Annotated in this window: 15 protein-coding genes; 10 read left to right on the top strand and 5 right to left on the bottom strand. The window is 63.6% G+C overall.

Annotated features, from left to right (window positions below; all coding sequences use genetic code 11):
• Nucleotides 1-4: 4 nt before the first annotated feature.
• Complete coding sequence (asnS, locus tag BMX94_RS03535) at nt 5-1,414, bottom strand: asparagine--tRNA ligase (RefSeq protein ID WP_091003635.1); 1,410 nt, start codon at nt 1,412-1,414, stop codon at nt 5-7.
• A 107-nt stretch (nt 1,415-1,521) separates the two neighbouring features.
• Here asnS and msrC point away from each other — a divergent pair, with 107 nt between their 5' ends.
• Nucleotides 1,522-2,049, top strand: a complete 528-nt coding sequence (gene msrC / locus BMX94_RS03530) for a free L-methionine (R)-S-oxide reductase MsrC (protein WP_091003632.1) — start codon at nt 1,522-1,524, stop codon at nt 2,047-2,049.
• A 50-nt stretch (nt 2,050-2,099) separates the two neighbouring features.
• Entirely contained in the window at nt 2,100-2,762 is a 663-nt protein-coding gene (pyrE, locus tag BMX94_RS03525) for an orotate phosphoribosyltransferase (RefSeq protein ID WP_091003629.1), read from the top strand.
• 193 nt (nt 2,763-2,955) lie between these two features.
• Here pyrE and BMX94_RS03520 read toward each other — a convergent pair whose 3' ends face one another.
• The 3 genes from BMX94_RS03520 to BMX94_RS03510 form a co-directional block, all read right to left on the bottom strand.
• Nucleotides 2,956-3,948, bottom strand: a complete 993-nt coding sequence (locus tag BMX94_RS03520; protein WP_091003626.1) for a DUF5692 family protein — start codon at nt 3,946-3,948, stop codon at nt 2,956-2,958.
• Between the two features lie 57 nt (nt 3,949-4,005).
• The gene (locus tag BMX94_RS03515; protein WP_091003623.1) at nt 4,006-4,590 is read right to left on the bottom strand and encodes a TetR/AcrR family transcriptional regulator; all 585 of its coding nucleotides are present in this window, start codon (nt 4,588-4,590) and stop codon (nt 4,006-4,008) included.
• A gap of 184 nt (nt 4,591-4,774) precedes the next feature.
• Entirely contained in the window at nt 4,775-5,290 is a 516-nt protein-coding gene (locus tag BMX94_RS03510; RefSeq protein WP_091003621.1) for a ferritin, read from the bottom strand.
• A gap of 326 nt (nt 5,291-5,616) precedes the next feature.
• On the opposite strand from BMX94_RS03510, the gene BMX94_RS03505 reads away from it, so the two are divergent.
• Nucleotides 5,617-6,102: a hypothetical protein gene (locus BMX94_RS03505; RefSeq protein ID WP_091003618.1), complete on the top strand. Its 486-nt coding sequence runs from the start codon at nt 5,617-5,619 to the stop codon at nt 6,100-6,102.
• Between the two features lie 34 nt (nt 6,103-6,136).
• Here BMX94_RS03505 and BMX94_RS03500 read toward each other — a convergent pair whose 3' ends face one another.
• Nucleotides 6,137-6,358 carry a hypothetical protein gene (locus BMX94_RS03500; protein ID WP_091003614.1) on the bottom strand — a complete coding sequence of 74 codons (222 nt, stop codon included), beginning with the start codon at nt 6,356-6,358 and terminating at the stop codon, nt 6,137-6,139.
• A 114-nt stretch (nt 6,359-6,472) separates the two neighbouring features.
• Between BMX94_RS03500 and BMX94_RS03495 the strand changes: the two genes are divergently transcribed.
• From BMX94_RS03495 to BMX94_RS03465, 7 genes are all read left to right on the top strand, one after another.
• Nucleotides 6,473-6,694, top strand: a complete 222-nt coding sequence (locus BMX94_RS03495; RefSeq protein WP_286160004.1) for a helix-turn-helix domain-containing protein — start codon at nt 6,473-6,475, stop codon at nt 6,692-6,694.
• Nucleotides 6,695-6,790: 96 nt separating this feature from the next.
• A complete protein-coding gene (locus tag BMX94_RS03490; protein WP_091003608.1) occupies nt 6,791-7,204 on the top strand; it encodes a holo-ACP synthase in 414 nt (137 codons plus the stop codon).
• A complete protein-coding gene (locus BMX94_RS03485; protein WP_091003605.1) occupies nt 7,201-8,235 on the top strand; it encodes an NADH:flavin oxidoreductase in 1,035 nt (344 codons plus the stop codon). Before BMX94_RS03490 ends, BMX94_RS03485 begins: the two co-directional genes overlap by 4 nt.
• A 34-nt stretch (nt 8,236-8,269) precedes the next feature.
• Nucleotides 8,270-8,563, top strand: coding sequence for a hypothetical protein (locus BMX94_RS03480; protein ID WP_091003602.1), 294 nt, complete (start codon nt 8,270-8,272; stop codon nt 8,561-8,563).
• Nucleotides 8,560-11,169, top strand: a complete 2,610-nt coding sequence (locus BMX94_RS03475; RefSeq protein WP_091003599.1) for a DEAD/DEAH box helicase — start codon at nt 8,560-8,562, stop codon at nt 11,167-11,169. Before BMX94_RS03480 ends, BMX94_RS03475 begins: the two co-directional genes overlap by 4 nt.
• Before the next feature lie 151 nt (nt 11,170-11,320).
• Entirely contained in the window at nt 11,321-11,782 is a 462-nt protein-coding gene (locus BMX94_RS03470) for a universal stress protein (RefSeq protein ID WP_091003595.1), read from the top strand.
• Between the two features lie 300 nt (nt 11,783-12,082).
• A complete protein-coding gene (locus BMX94_RS03465; RefSeq protein ID WP_286160003.1) occupies nt 12,083-13,201 on the top strand; it encodes a coiled-coil domain-containing protein in 1,119 nt (372 codons plus the stop codon).
• Nucleotides 13,202-13,787 lie beyond the last annotated feature (586 nt).

Here is a 13,787-nt window from a genome sequence, read left to right as displayed (position 1 = left end):
GCCCTTAGAAGTCTGCGTTGCCCACGGTGCGGGGATGCGGCAGCACGTCGCGGATGTTATCGACGCCCGTGAGGTACATGACCAGACGCTCAAAGCCCAGGCCAAAGCCCGCGTGGTGGCAGCCGCCATAGCGACGCAGGTCAAGGTAGTACTTGTACTGCTCGGGATCCATGCCAAGCTCCTGGATGCGGCTCTGGAGCACGTCGAGACGCTCCTCGCGCTGAGAGCCGCCGATGATCTCGCCAATGCCGGGCACCAGGCAGTCCGCAGCGGCGACGGTCTTGCCGTCATCGTTCAGGCGCATGTAGAACGCCTTGATGTCGCGTGGGTAGTCCGTCACGAACGTGGGTCGCTTGAAGTGCTTCTCGGTGAGGTAGCGCTCATGCTCGGTCTGGAGGTCGACACCCCAGGAGACGGGGTACTCGAACATCGTGCCGGAGTTCTGAGCGTCCTCGAGGATCTTCACGGCATCGGTGTAGCTCACGCGCGCAAAGTCACTCGTGGCAACGTGGCTCAGGCGATCCTTGAGGCCCTTGTCCACCCACTTGTTGAAGAAGTCCAGCTCGTCGGGGCAGTGCTCCATCACGTAGTTGATAACGTACTTGAGCATCTGCTCCGAGACGTCCATCTCGCCCTCGAGGTCGCAGAAGGCCATCTCGGGCTCGACCATCCAGAACTCGGCGGCGTGGCGGCGCGTGTTGGAGTTCTCGGCGCGGAAGGTGGGGCCAAAGGTGTAGACGTCACCAAAGCTCATGGCAAAGTTCTCGGCCTGGAGCTGCCCGGACACGGTGAGATTGGTGGGCTTGCCAAAGAAGTCCTTGCTGTAGTCCACCTTGCCGTCCTCGGTGAGGGGCGGGTTGGCCGGGTCGATGGTGGTCACGCGGAACATCTCGCCGGCGCCCTCGGCGTCCGACGCGGTGATGATGGGCGTGTTCACGTAGACAAAGCCGCGCTCCTGGAAGAAGCGGTGGATGGCGAAGGCGGCAACGCTGCGCACGCGGAACACGGCGCGGAAGAGGTTGGTGCGGCTGCGCAGGTGCTGCTGCGTGCGCAGGAACTCGCGCGTCTGGCGCTTCTTCTGCATGGGGTAGTCGGGCGCGGAGGTACCCTCCACCGTGACGGACGCCGCCTGCAGCTCGAAGGGCTGCGGCCTGTCCGGCGTGAGCTCCAACGTGCCACGCACGATAAGCGCCGCGCCCACGTTCTGCGAGACGATTCCCTCGTATGTCTCGTCGCCCAGACGCTCGCGGTTGACAACGACCTGCAGGTCCTTGAAGCAGCTGCCATCGTTCAGGGTGACGAAGCCGAAGTTCTTCATGTCGCGGATGGAGCGCACCCAGCCGGCAACGGTAAGCTCGGTGCCCCCCAGCTGGTCCATGTCCGCATAAAGAGCGGCGATTCTCGTGCGATTCAAGGGACGTCCTTCCTCCTGGAATTGTGTCATGCTCGTTAACTGTCTCATCTTATCGCGACGGCAGGGGCCGCACCCCCTCATTCTCCGCACTGGAAGGAGGCGCTGCCATGAAGAGCACACGCGCCACAGACTACGGGCTTCTCGCCCAGCAGGTTGGATCTCTTGCCGAGGGAACGCCAGGGTGGCTTCCCGCGCTCGCGAATGTCGCCGCGCTCCTGGGCGAGACTCTGCCAAGCATCAACTGGGTGGGGTTCTACGTGAGTGTCGCAGGCCCCGCGGGCGAGCAGGACCTTGTCCTCGGACCCTTCTGGGGGCGCCCCGCCTGCGTGGGAATCCCCTCTGGCGCGGGCGTCTGCGGAGCGGCCGTGAAGACAAACGAGCCCCAGCTCGTGCCCGACGTCCACGCATTTCCCGGCCACATTGCCTGCGATGCCGCATCGCGCTCGGAGCTCGTGGTTCCCATACACGCAACCGCCTCGGACGGCAGCACCGTCATCTGGGGCGTCCTTGACTGCGACAGCCCCATCCCCGCGCGCTTCTCGGCAGCAGACCTCGACGGTTTCTCGCTTGTCGTACACGCGCTGGAGAGTTCCGCTGAGCTTCTCGGCCCAGCGGTGCAACCAATGCGTCCGTAGTCGCGTAGAATCTCTGACGAGACGATCGTCACCACCGAGAGGAGACGTCAATGGAGGAGTACAAGCGCCAGTTCATCGACTTCATGGTCGAGAGCAAGGTGCTCAAGTTTGGTGAGTTCACCCTCAAGAGCGGCAGGAAGTCGCCGTTCTTCATGAACGCAGGCGCCTACGTCACGGGTTCGCAGCTCAAGCGCCTGGGCGAGTTCTACGCCCACGCCATCCACGACAACTTTGGGCTTGATTTTGACGTTCTCTTTGGGCCGGCCTACAAGGGCATCCCCCTGGCGGTCTCCTGCGCCATCGCCTTCCACGACCTCTATGGCAAGGAGGTGCGCTACTGCTCCAACCGCAAGGAGGTCAAGGACCATGGCGCCGACAAGGGCAACCTCCTGGGAAGCGAGCTTAGGGACGGCGACCGCGTGGTGATGATCGAGGACGTCACCACCTCTGGCAAGTCCATCGACGAGACCTACCCCATCGTGACCGGTGCGGCAAAGGTCGAGGTCAAGGGCCTTATCGTCTCGCTCAACCGCATGGAGGTTGGCAAGGGCGGCAAGGTGAGCGCCCAGGAGGAGATCCAGGAGCGCTACGGCTTCCCCGTCGCGAGCATTGTGACCATGGCCGAGGTTGTCGAGGCGCTTGACGGCACCGTCATTACGCCGCAGCTCAAGGATGCCATCGACGAGTACTACAAGCAGTACGGCGTGAAGTAGCACACGACCACGCAGCAGACGCGTGGCACGCAAACGCGGGGCGTCAGCACATGCTGGCGCCCCGCGTTCGTACAGGGGGCTTCTTAGCAGACGAGGCACTCACGGTAGACGTGAGCATCCCCATACCAGAAGAATGGGCCCCCGCCAAAGCGGGGACCCACCAGTCCTAGAACCCTTGAGCTGCAGCGCCAGGCTACGCGGCCAGATCGGCGCGGCGGGCGGTTGCCTCCTCGAAGTCACGGGTGCCGACAAAGACGTCCTGCTTGTAGGGGTTGACGCCCAGCTTCTTGGCACGGAAGGCAATGTAGCAGATGGCGGCAACGTTCGCCACGAGCGCAATCACGGAGACGACGGTCGCCGTGGTGGGATTGAGCGTGGAGTGCGTCACGAAGACCGACTCCTCCTGGAAGGCAGGGAAGACCTGCGCGAACATGCACCAGATGGCCAGCGTGTTGGCGCGGTTCTGAATCCAGCCGCCCTTGTTCCAGAGGGCATTCGCCACCGTGGGAGCAAGGAGCAGCGCAAGGCCGCAGTACCAGGCGTGGTGCGGCAGGCAGTTGTAGGTGTAGCAGAAGTTCCAGATGTCGTAGGCGGCAATGAAGACCCAGGTCATGTCAGGCCAGAGCATGTCTCGCCCGTCCTTGGAGGAGTACACGTTCCACCAGGCCGTCATGCAGAAGATGTTGATGATGCCGGCAATGCCGTTAAAGACGTTGTTCCAGCCGGCGAGCTGCGTCGCGCCCTCCGAGGTCACCCATGTGCTCTCGCCCAGCGCAAAGAAGTGGTAGGCGCTCTCGAAATCGGAGCACACGGCGATGAGGATGTTGATCGCAACGATCACAAATGGGAAGGCGCGAAACCAGTGCGCCTTGCCTAGCTTGCCCCACTCGTACTTGATCGCCATGAAGCCGATGCAGCCAGCCAGTGCCGCGTACACCTTGGCATAGTGGAACCAGCTGTTCTGGTAGATGTGGGTGGGATTGGTGAGCGCCCACTCCTGGCCCTGCGCCACGCCAACGGCGATGGCAATGCAGTAGATGGTCATGGCAACGGGCAGCACGCCAAACATGATGAGGCCCCCGACCTTGGACCTGCGGGCAAACTCATTGAGCACGATCAGCCCAACAAAGACCATCACCCACCCCAGAAGCTGGAACGGCAGATTGGCACTGTGGTCGAACAACATGGCACTTCCTCTCTCTTGCTGTCTTTGGGGAAACGCTACCGTCGCGCCGCGGCGCGGCTAGTCCTGTTGGGAGCCAAGGTCGAGATGAAGCGTGTCGGCAATGAGGTCGGCAACGAGCTCGTCCGAGGCGTTGGGGTGGGTTCTCATATAGCTCATGAGGCCAATGATGAGCAGGTAGAACTCCTCGTAGGGATGGCGTATCTCAACGCGGTGGTACCGCGCGTACTCGGCGACGGTGGTGCGCGTGAGGTACTCGGCAAGCGTGCGGGCCGTCTGCTGGCTAAAGCGCTGGTAGAGTAGGGCGTTTTGGCTCTTGAGGAGGTCGGTCCTAAAGCTGTCCGCGTCAAAGAGGTGACGGCGCAGCATGGAGACGCATGTCTTGAGGGCGCCGGTGACGTCCCCGCGCACGCGCTGTGCGTTCCACTCACGCACCGCAGCCACGAAGGACTCCACGTAGGCGTCGAGAATGGCGTCGGTCACCTCGTCGCGACTCGAGAAGTAGTGGTAGAAGAGGCTGCGCGTGATGCCGGCCCTGTCGGTGATGTCCTTTACCGAGGTGCGGTCGATCCCCTTCTCCTCGTACAGGAAGCGGGCGGCGGCAACAATTTGCTCGCGGCGCGTCTCGGCAATCTCACCACGCATCGACTACACCTCCCTTGTTGACACCCTGTCAACGAATGAGCCCATAATATGATGTGAAGAGAATGTGTGGCAACGAACAGTTTTCGGAAACTGTCAACGGACCGCAGGCCACGGGCAATGCGCATACAAAAGCGCGGTGACCGAAGAGGCCGCCGCGCTTCTCGTCTGTGTATGTCTGTGTGGCCTACATCGCCATCGTGGGCGCAACGTAGGTACGAGCCTGGTACTCGCGGTCCAAGTCGTAGAGACCCTTGGGGTCGGAGCCAAAGAGCTCCATGTTCTTGATCATGTCGGAGGCGTTGGTCTCCTCCTCGCCCTGCTCCTTCACGAACCAGTCGAGCAGCTGCATGGTGCGGAAGTCATGTACGTCATAGGCAGCCTGGTAGCACTCGTTGATTGCAGCCGTGATGTAGCGCTCGTGCTCGAGGCCCGCCTGGAGCGGCTCGAGGTCGTTGGTGAAGGTCTTGTCGGGCTCGGCGATAGCTGCCATCTTGACCTGGTAGTCGTTGTCCAGTAGGTAACGGCGAAGAATCTTGGCGTGGGCGACCTCCTCCTGCACCTGCACCATGTACCAGTTCGCGAACCCCTTGAGACCGCGATCCTCGTAGTAGTCGGCGAACGTGAGATAGAGGTATGCCGAGTAGAGCTCCTTGTTGATCTGCGCGTTGAGGGTGTCGCCGACTTTCTTGTCGAGTGCCATGACAGCCTTCTTTCCTGCCCGGAGGGCGTTGGGGAAATGCTTCCACTTGTTGGTCTACCCATTGGGCCGCGCGAATGTCAGCTCTTTGAAACTTGCACCGTTTGGCGACGAGCGGTGCCTGCAGCCTCTGCGGCACCGTCGGCACCCCGCTGGCCACCTGCCCCGCTGGGCGACACCGGTCACTCTTTATCGCTTTCCATGAATCGTCGGACACGTTTGCCCAGTTGCCGCGAAGACGTTTTGAGAAAAGGCGATAAACTCCGTGGGCAGGAGTCCGTTCGGGACGCAATTTGAGGTTCGGACGGGAGTGCAAGCGAAGGGAGCGCATGGTGACCAAGCTCATGAAGTACCTGCTAGAGCCACAGACCGCCGTGGTCTTTGACATCGACGGAGTCCTTGCGGTCTACGAGTTTGGTGACCTCTGCCACAGTGCCTGCCCTGACGAGGACTGGGAGGACTACGTCCGCACGCACGACCCCTACGCCAGCTCGCGTCCGGTGCCGCAGATCAAACGTTTTGTCCAGGACAAGGGCGAGAACCGCGTATGGGCCTGCTCGCAGGCAAGCGACGTCGAGGCACCCGGCAAGCGGGCCTTTGTCACGCGCTGCTACGGCCTTGCCCCCAGCCATGTGGTGACCGTGGCGGAGAAGTCCGAGAAGGTCGAGTTTCTCCGCCAGCTGGCGCAAGAGCTTGAGGTCCCCGAGCGCCGCGTTGCCATCGTCGAAGACACGGTAAAGACGCTTGACCTCATCGATCGCGAGACCGACTGCGTCACGGTGCACGTCTCGTCCTTCTTCGACTACGGCATGTGACCCGCACCCGCGCCCGCACCGTGCGCCGACAAAGCTACGCCATGCTCTCGTGAACCTCGCGCTCGACCCCGTTGGCGTCACGGATGACCTCGACCCATCGCTCGATGCGCTCCCCGTCAAGCATGCGCGCGGCGTCCTCGATCTTGCCGGCGAGAAGGTCGAGCGACTCCGGAGAGACAGAACCACTTGCTGCCTGGAGAGCCAGTGCCCTGGCTATGTCTGCGCAGCCGTGAAGCTCTTCTTGTGGGTTTTCCAAAGTATCACCTGCTAAATAGCGTCGTTTTCCTGGTAGACACCAGAATATTCTATTTTTGAATGTCATGCGCGCGGGTCTACATTCCGGCGCATGTACGAGATTGCCGACAGACTCGTGGGAAAGGTCCTCCGCAAGCTGAGGATGGAATCTGGCCTGAAGCAGGACCAGGTTGCAGCCCGCTTGGGCATTAACCAGTCGATGATCTCGAAGTTCGAGTCTGGCGAGCGCTCGCTCCACCTGAGCGAAGTCTACGCTTACGCCGACGCGCTTGGCACCACACCGCAGCGCATTCTCCAAGAGGTCTGGGACAATCGGCTGCCGCGACATGGCAACTAAACACGGCCGGGACGCCCCTGCCCCGCCGCCGCTCGCACGGCCCTCCCCCGCGCTACCCTAGAGGGGACAGGCCACACAAGAGGGACGGGGAGCACCATGAACACGGGGATGCACGCCACGGGGACACGTCTCGTGCGCATAGCCAACGCGCAAGACCTTCTCGCCCACTCAGCGGACAGGCTCTCCCACCTGCTCACCCCTGCCGAACTCGCCCAGGCAAACGCGCGCGAGAACCCCGCCGAGTACGTGGCTGGCCACCTCGCCGCCAAGGGAGCGGCGATAGACGCCCTGGCACGGCTCCTGCCACCGGGCACAAAGATCGATCCCCTCGAGCTGGAAACCCTCGACGCCACCTCCGGCGCACCCGTGTGCACGGTACGGGGGTCCCTGGCCGCCGCCCTGGCCGCACGCAGCATGGAGCCGCCATGCATCTCCATCACCAACGAGGCCGGTGCCGCGCTGGCAACTGCCATGGTTCGGATTCCCCGCAAGGGGGACACGCACGCATGATGTATGACCAGCCGCTTGCTGTGGGCGGGCTCGAGCTCAAGAACCGACTGGTCATGGTGCCCGTTGCCACGAGAAAGGCGGACGCATGCGGCCGGGTGACCCAGGCGCTTTGCGACCACTACGCCGCCCGTGCGCGCGGCGGTTACCTGGGACTCGTTGAGTGCGGCCACCACTTTGTCTGCGAGGAGGGACGGGCAACCGCGCACCAGGCATCCATCGCACATGACAAGGACGTCGAAGGCCTCAAGCGTGAAGCGGCGGCCGTCCACGACCAGGGCACCCCCGTCTTTGTGCAGCTCTCGCACGCAGGGTCCGCAGCGGACGAGAAGATCACGGGCACGCATCCCCTGGCACCCTCTGCCGTCACCTGCCCGGGCGCCAAGGTTGGCCACCCCCTCCCCCGCCAAATGAGCGCCGACGACATCGCGCGCATACCCGAGTACTTCTCGGCCGCGGCGCGCCGCGCCTGCGCGGCCGGCTTTGACGGCATCGAGATACACGCCGCGCACGGCTACCTGCTCGACCAGTTCCTCTCGCCCCTCACCAACCTGCGGAGAGATGCCTACGGAGGCTCGCTAGAAAACAGGGCGAGGCTCCTTCTGGAGGTCCTTTCCGCCGTGCGGGCAGAGCTGCCCGCAGGTTACCCGGTGTCCGTTCGCCTGGGCGGCTGCGACTACCTGCCCGGCGGCAACACCATCGACGATGCCGTGGCGCTGGCGCGCATGGCGGAGACGGCGGGCGCAAGTTTGCTGTCCGTCTCCGGTGGCATGTGCTATTACGGCAGGCCCGGTTTCGAGGACACCCCTGGCTGGTTTGCTGACTCGTCGGCGCCCATCCGGGCAGCCGTTTGCGTGCCGGTGCTCCTGGCGGGTGGCATCAAGACAGGCGCCGCGGCAGAGGCCCTCCTCGAGCAGGGTGCGTGCGACCTCGCGGGCATTGGACGTGCGATACTGAACAGGCCCGCATGGGCGCGGCGCGAGACCACCAAGCTCCGCGCAGCCAACGCGCCTGCAAGGGGCGCCGCAAGATAGCGAGAACACCGGCCGCAGGGCCGAGGAGGACAGCATGGACGAGGACGACATGAAGCTCGCTGAGCAGCTGCGCGAGCAGCTCGAGGCAAACGGGGCGAGGACGGCCTTCGACGCGCCGGCAGGCACGCCGGCAGACGCTCCACACGGTGAGCAGGACGACGCGGGCAGCCTCGTCGAGGGCCCCTTCGCCCAGGCTATGGCCGCCTATCGCAAGGCCAAGCGCTCGGGCGACGCGGAGGCAACGGCGGCAGCCGAGCGCCACCTCCAGGACGTGGTGCGAGCGGAGCTTGCAGGCGGCACCGAGCCCTGCTCGGAGGACGCCCGATGAGCGCCGAGGAATCCGCCGCCACGACCAGCGAGCCGAGTCCCACCGCCGTTGACCTCGGCCCCAACGGCCCCGGCTCGCTGGGGCGCCTCATCCCCTGGCCGGACGAGGAGACCTACCCCAACATCCCCGCCGAGGACGCGCTTGAGCTCTTCCTCGGCTGGGTCGAGTCGCGCGGCATGCAGCTCTGGGACCACCAGGAGGAGGCTCTTCTCGACCTTGCGTCGGGCGACCACGTGATCTTGGGCACCCCCACAGGCTCGGGCAAGAGCATGGTTGCCCTGGGCATGCTCTTCATAGCCAACTGCACCAATCGCCGCGCCTACTACACGGCACCCATAAAAGCGCTGGTCAGCGAGAAGTTCTTCAACCTTGTGGACCTTCTTGGCAAGGACAACGTGGGCATGATCACGGGCGACGTGGTGATAAACAGCGAGGCGCCCGTCATCTGCTGCACCGCCGAGATCCTTGCCCAGGACGCGCTGCGCTTTGGTGAGCACGCGGACATAGGCTGCGTGGCCATGGACGAGTTCCACTTCTACAGCGACCGGGACCGCGGCTGGGCGTGGCAGGTGCCTCTCCTGGCTCTCCCCCACACCCAGTTCCTGCTCATGTCCGCCACGCTGGGCGACGTCACCGACATTGCCACCTCGCTCGAGGAGCACACCGGACGCGCCGTGGACAAGGTGCTCGACGCGCCCCGCCCGGTGCCCCTATCCTACGAGTTTGTGGAGACCCCGCTCGAGGGCACGGTGGAGCTTGCCCTGCGCGACGGAGACGCACCTCTCTACATCGTGCACTTCTCGCAGGAGGCCGCCCTCAAGAGCGCCCAGGCACTCTCGAGCTACGGCGTCTCGTCAAAGGAGCAGCGCGAGGCACTGAAGGACGCCGTCAAGGGCGTTCGCTTTACCACGACCTTTGGCAAGACCCTGAAGCGCCTCATCCTCACGGGCGTGGGAGTGCACCACGCCGGCATGCTGCCGCGCTACCGCCTGCTGGTGGAGAAGCTCGCCCAGCAGGGGCTTCTCCCCGTTATCTGCGGCACCGACACCCTGGGCGTTGGCATCAACGTCCCCATCCACACCGTACTTCTCACCCAGCTCACCAAGTTCGACGGAAAGCACATGCGGCGCCTGAACGCGCGGGAGTTCCACCAGATTGCGGGACGCGCCGGTCGCGCCGGCTTCGACACCGAGGGCCGCGTGATCGCAGAGGCGACCGAGTACGACATCGAGCGCGCAAAGGCCCTGGCCAAGGCGGGCGGAGATCCCAAGCGCGCCCGAAAGATCAAGGTAAAGACGCCGCCTTCTGACTTTGTGGGCTGGAACAAGCAGACCTTCGAGCGTCTCATTGCGGCCGAGCCCGAAAAGCTCCGCCCGCGTCTGCGCATCACGCATTCCATGGTGCTTGCGGAAATCGAGCAGGGCGGAGACGCCTGGGCCCGCACGCACAAGCTCATCGAGGACTCCGCGCAGACGCCCGAGGAGAAGGCCGCGCTCTCGCAGCGCACGGACGAGGTCTTTGCGACCCTCATCGACGCTGGCGTGGTGGAGCGTCGCGAGGAGGAGGACGGCACGGCCTCCTACCTGCTCACCGTTGACCTACCCGAGGACTTTGCCCTGGACCAGCCCCTCTCGCCCTTCCTTCTCGCCGCCATCGAGCTTCTGGACCCCGAGAGTGAGACCTACGCGCTCGACCTTCTCTCGATGGTGGAGGCCACGCTCGAGGATCCGCCGCAGATCCTGCGCGCCCAGGAGCGCGAGGCCCGCGGTGCCGCCATCGCGGCCATGAAGGCCGAGGGCATCGAGTACGAGGAGCGCATGGAGCGTGCGCAGGAGGTCACCTATCCCAAGCCGCTCGAGGAGCTTCTCGACGCCGCCTTTGCGGAGTACTGCGAGAAGGTCCCCTGGGCAAGCGACTACTGCCTGCGACCCAAGAGCGTCCTGCGCGACATGGTCGAGACGGCCAGCGACTTCAAGACCTACATCGGCCGCTACAAGATTGCCCGCTCGGAGGGCACGCTGCTGCGCTACCTCTCCGATGCCTATCGCGTGCTCGACCGCACGGTGCCTGCCGAGAAGCGCGACGAACGCCTGGAAGACATCGTGACCTGGCTTAGGCTGGTCGTGCGCACCACAGACTCCTCGCTCGTGGACGAGTGGGAGGGTTCCGGCTCCGAGGATGGTGCCGCGATTGCCGCGCCCAGCACGGACGAGGTTGTCCACGACAAGCGCGGCCTCACCCTTCTCGTTCGAAACGCCCTCTTCGCCCGCGTGCGCCTTGCGGCGTTGGGCAAGGTCGAGGAGCTAGGCGACCTCGATGCGGACTGGGGCTATCGCTCGGTCGTGTGGCAGCAGGCTCTCGACGCCTTCCACGCCGAGCACGACCAGATCCTCCTGGACGCCGACGCCCGCTCCTCCGCCTACCTCGACATAGACGAGAAAGACGAGAAGACCGAGCACGTCTGGCATGTCCACCAGGTCTTCCGCGACTCCGATGACGACCACGACTTTGGCATCTGGGGCGACGTCGACCTCGATGCCACGCAGGACGAGGGCTCGGTGGTCTTCAAGACCTACCGCGTGGGGTTTGTGGATACGGTCGCATAGGCAAAGGCGACGCCGCGCGCCTACCGTTCGTGGCGCAAGTCGCACGTCTCCCCGTGTTTCTCGAGAAATCCGCCCCGCCGGCGGGTAGAACGAGAGCGCGGGGGCGACGCGCACGGCGTCTGCCCCAGGCATACTCGCTTAGGAGGACGCCATGGCAGAGACAACCCAGACCTACCAGGACCTCGGATACGACAAGATCTTTGTGTCGCTGGACGGGACCGAGCGCCAGTCCAAGGTGCTCCATCGCGCCATCGTGATGGCGGCGAACGACAACGCCGAGCTCTACATTGGCCACGTCATCGACTCGACCGCGCTTGAGACCGCGGGCACCTACCCCGTCGACCTCATACCCTCGCTCGAGAAGGACTTCCGCGAGTCAATTGCCGACCAGGTCGCCGAGGCCGAGGCGGAGCCGCAGATCAAGAGCGTCAAGGTCATCGTGAAGGCGGGGCGCATCCGCGAGACCCTGAAGGACGACATGCTCGACGTGATCAAGCCCGACCTTGTCATCTGCGGGGCGCGCGGCCTCTCGTCCATCAAGTACGCGATTCTCGGCTCCATCTCCACCTTCCTCACGCGCTCCACAACCTGCGACGTGCTCGTAGTGAAGTAACGCTTGCGGCGGGCATTATGCCGTTCACGGATTTCTTGGGTCTTTTCACGGTATCCCACAGAAATCCCACAGCTTGTTCTCCCGCGCGAGGGAGTGGCTCAGGGGATTTGTAAAGTCGCAGGTATATATCGGTTTTTTCATTGCGGCTCCTCCTGATTGGAGGGGCCGCAACTCTATATGACGACTTGAGACTTTTGCAGGAACCGTGATACCTCATTTTTCACGCTAAGGTTATCTAGCTGCGCTGTTGGCATGTTCTGTACCACGGCACGCCGTAAACGTCGGTCACGGAGGTAACCTTTGTCGCTCTCGTCTACAACCCGATCAGGAGTCCTTACGCTTGCGCTTGCCTGCACCATGGCAATTGGCGTCAGCACAGCAAGGCCCACCGTCGCCTGGGGCGATACTCTCGATGACCTCGAGGCAAAGGTCGAGCAGACCAACGATGAGCTCAACACGGCAAACGAGAAGGTCGAACAGCTGCAGCAGCAGATCGACGACAACCAGCAGCGCATCTCCGAGATCGAGGCGCAACTGCCTGACGTGCGTGCCGCCGCAGCACAGAGCATCCGTGCCCAGTACAAGATGCAGCAGGGCTCGCAGGGGCTCGTCGAGCTAATCCTCTCGTCCGACAGCTTCTACGACTTCCTTTCCACCATCCAGTTCCTGGACTCCGTGACCTCGTACAACACGAATCAGATCCAGTCTCTGGTCGACCTCACGACCGAGCTCTCAAACACGCAGGCAGACCTTGATTCGCAGCTCTCGCAGGCCGAGACCGAGCGCCAGAACGCACAGGACGCGCTTGACTCGGCGGTTGCCGCTCGAGAGGCACTGCAGCAGCAGATGGCAGAGGAGCAGGCAGCGCAAGAGGCAGAGGCCCAGGCGGCGCTTCAAGCGGCCGCCCAGAGCGAGGGTCAGACCTTCCAGACCGAGTCGGGCAACACGGCGACCGTCGAGGTGCCTCAGTCTTCCAGTTCTTCCAGTGATTCCTCGAGCGATTCCGGCAGTTCCAGCAGCTCGAGCACTTCCAGCGATAACGTCAACTGGCAGAGCGACAAGGACAGCTTCGTGTCCCAGTGGGGCGCTCGCATCGACGCCTACCTTGCCGGGTCCCCGCTGGCTGGCTACGGCAGCACCTTTGCCGCCGCTGCCTGGGACTACGGCATCGACCCGCGCCTCTCGCCCGCAATCTCTGCCGTCGAGAGCAGCAAGGGCCTCTATTGCGCCTACCCACACAACGCGTGGGGCTGGGGCAACGTGAGCTGGGGCAGCTGGGAGAGCGCCATCTACGCCCACGCCGCCGGACTTGCCTCTGGCTACGGCGGCTATCTCACCTATGCGATGGCTCAGAAGTACTGCCCGCCCAACTCGTCGGCGTGGTACTCCTCCGTCGCAGCAAACATGGCCGCAATCTAGGCGAGGACGGGGCGTCTCGGGACCCTCAACGCCGTCGCGGCGTCGACCCCCTCTCAACGTCGACGCAGTGTCGACCCCTCTCAACGTCGACGCAACCCCATCCCAGGAAAAACTGCGGCTTAATTGCAGTTAGCCTCGTGCGTCGCTGAGAGAAACCGCAGGTAGGCGACTCGCACCCTTTTCTTGGGGTGCAATTAAGCCGCAGTTTTCTTGTCCCGGGGCTATTCGCGCTCGCCCGTCGACACACCCGCAGCCCCACCATCGCAGCAGCTATCATGTGTGCATGAAGATGCTACTTGGACATATCTCGAGTATTGAGGCGTACGACCTCCTGGGGCTGGGGAATAAGGCGCCCTCACAACCACACGGCATGACTCCCCAGGTCAGAGGTGGCATCGAATCTCTCGCCCTTCTCGACACATCATCCCTCGAGCAGCGACGTTCCAGGGTCGCCCATCTTTCTGGGCTGCCAAAGCCAGTACACATAATCGTCTCGAATAGGCCCGGGCTCAGGTCAAACGAACAGGTTGTTCCGCACGGATGGTCCTATGGACAGCCGTTTGGCGACTTGGTATCAGCTAGCCAT

It is taken from the genome of Olsenella sp. KH3B4 (genome assembly GCA_900111695.1).
In the GTDB taxonomy this organism is placed as follows: Bacteria; Actinomycetota; Coriobacteriia; order Coriobacteriales; family Atopobiaceae; genus Tractidigestivibacter.
This window is presented reverse-complemented; position numbering and strand designations above follow the sequence as displayed.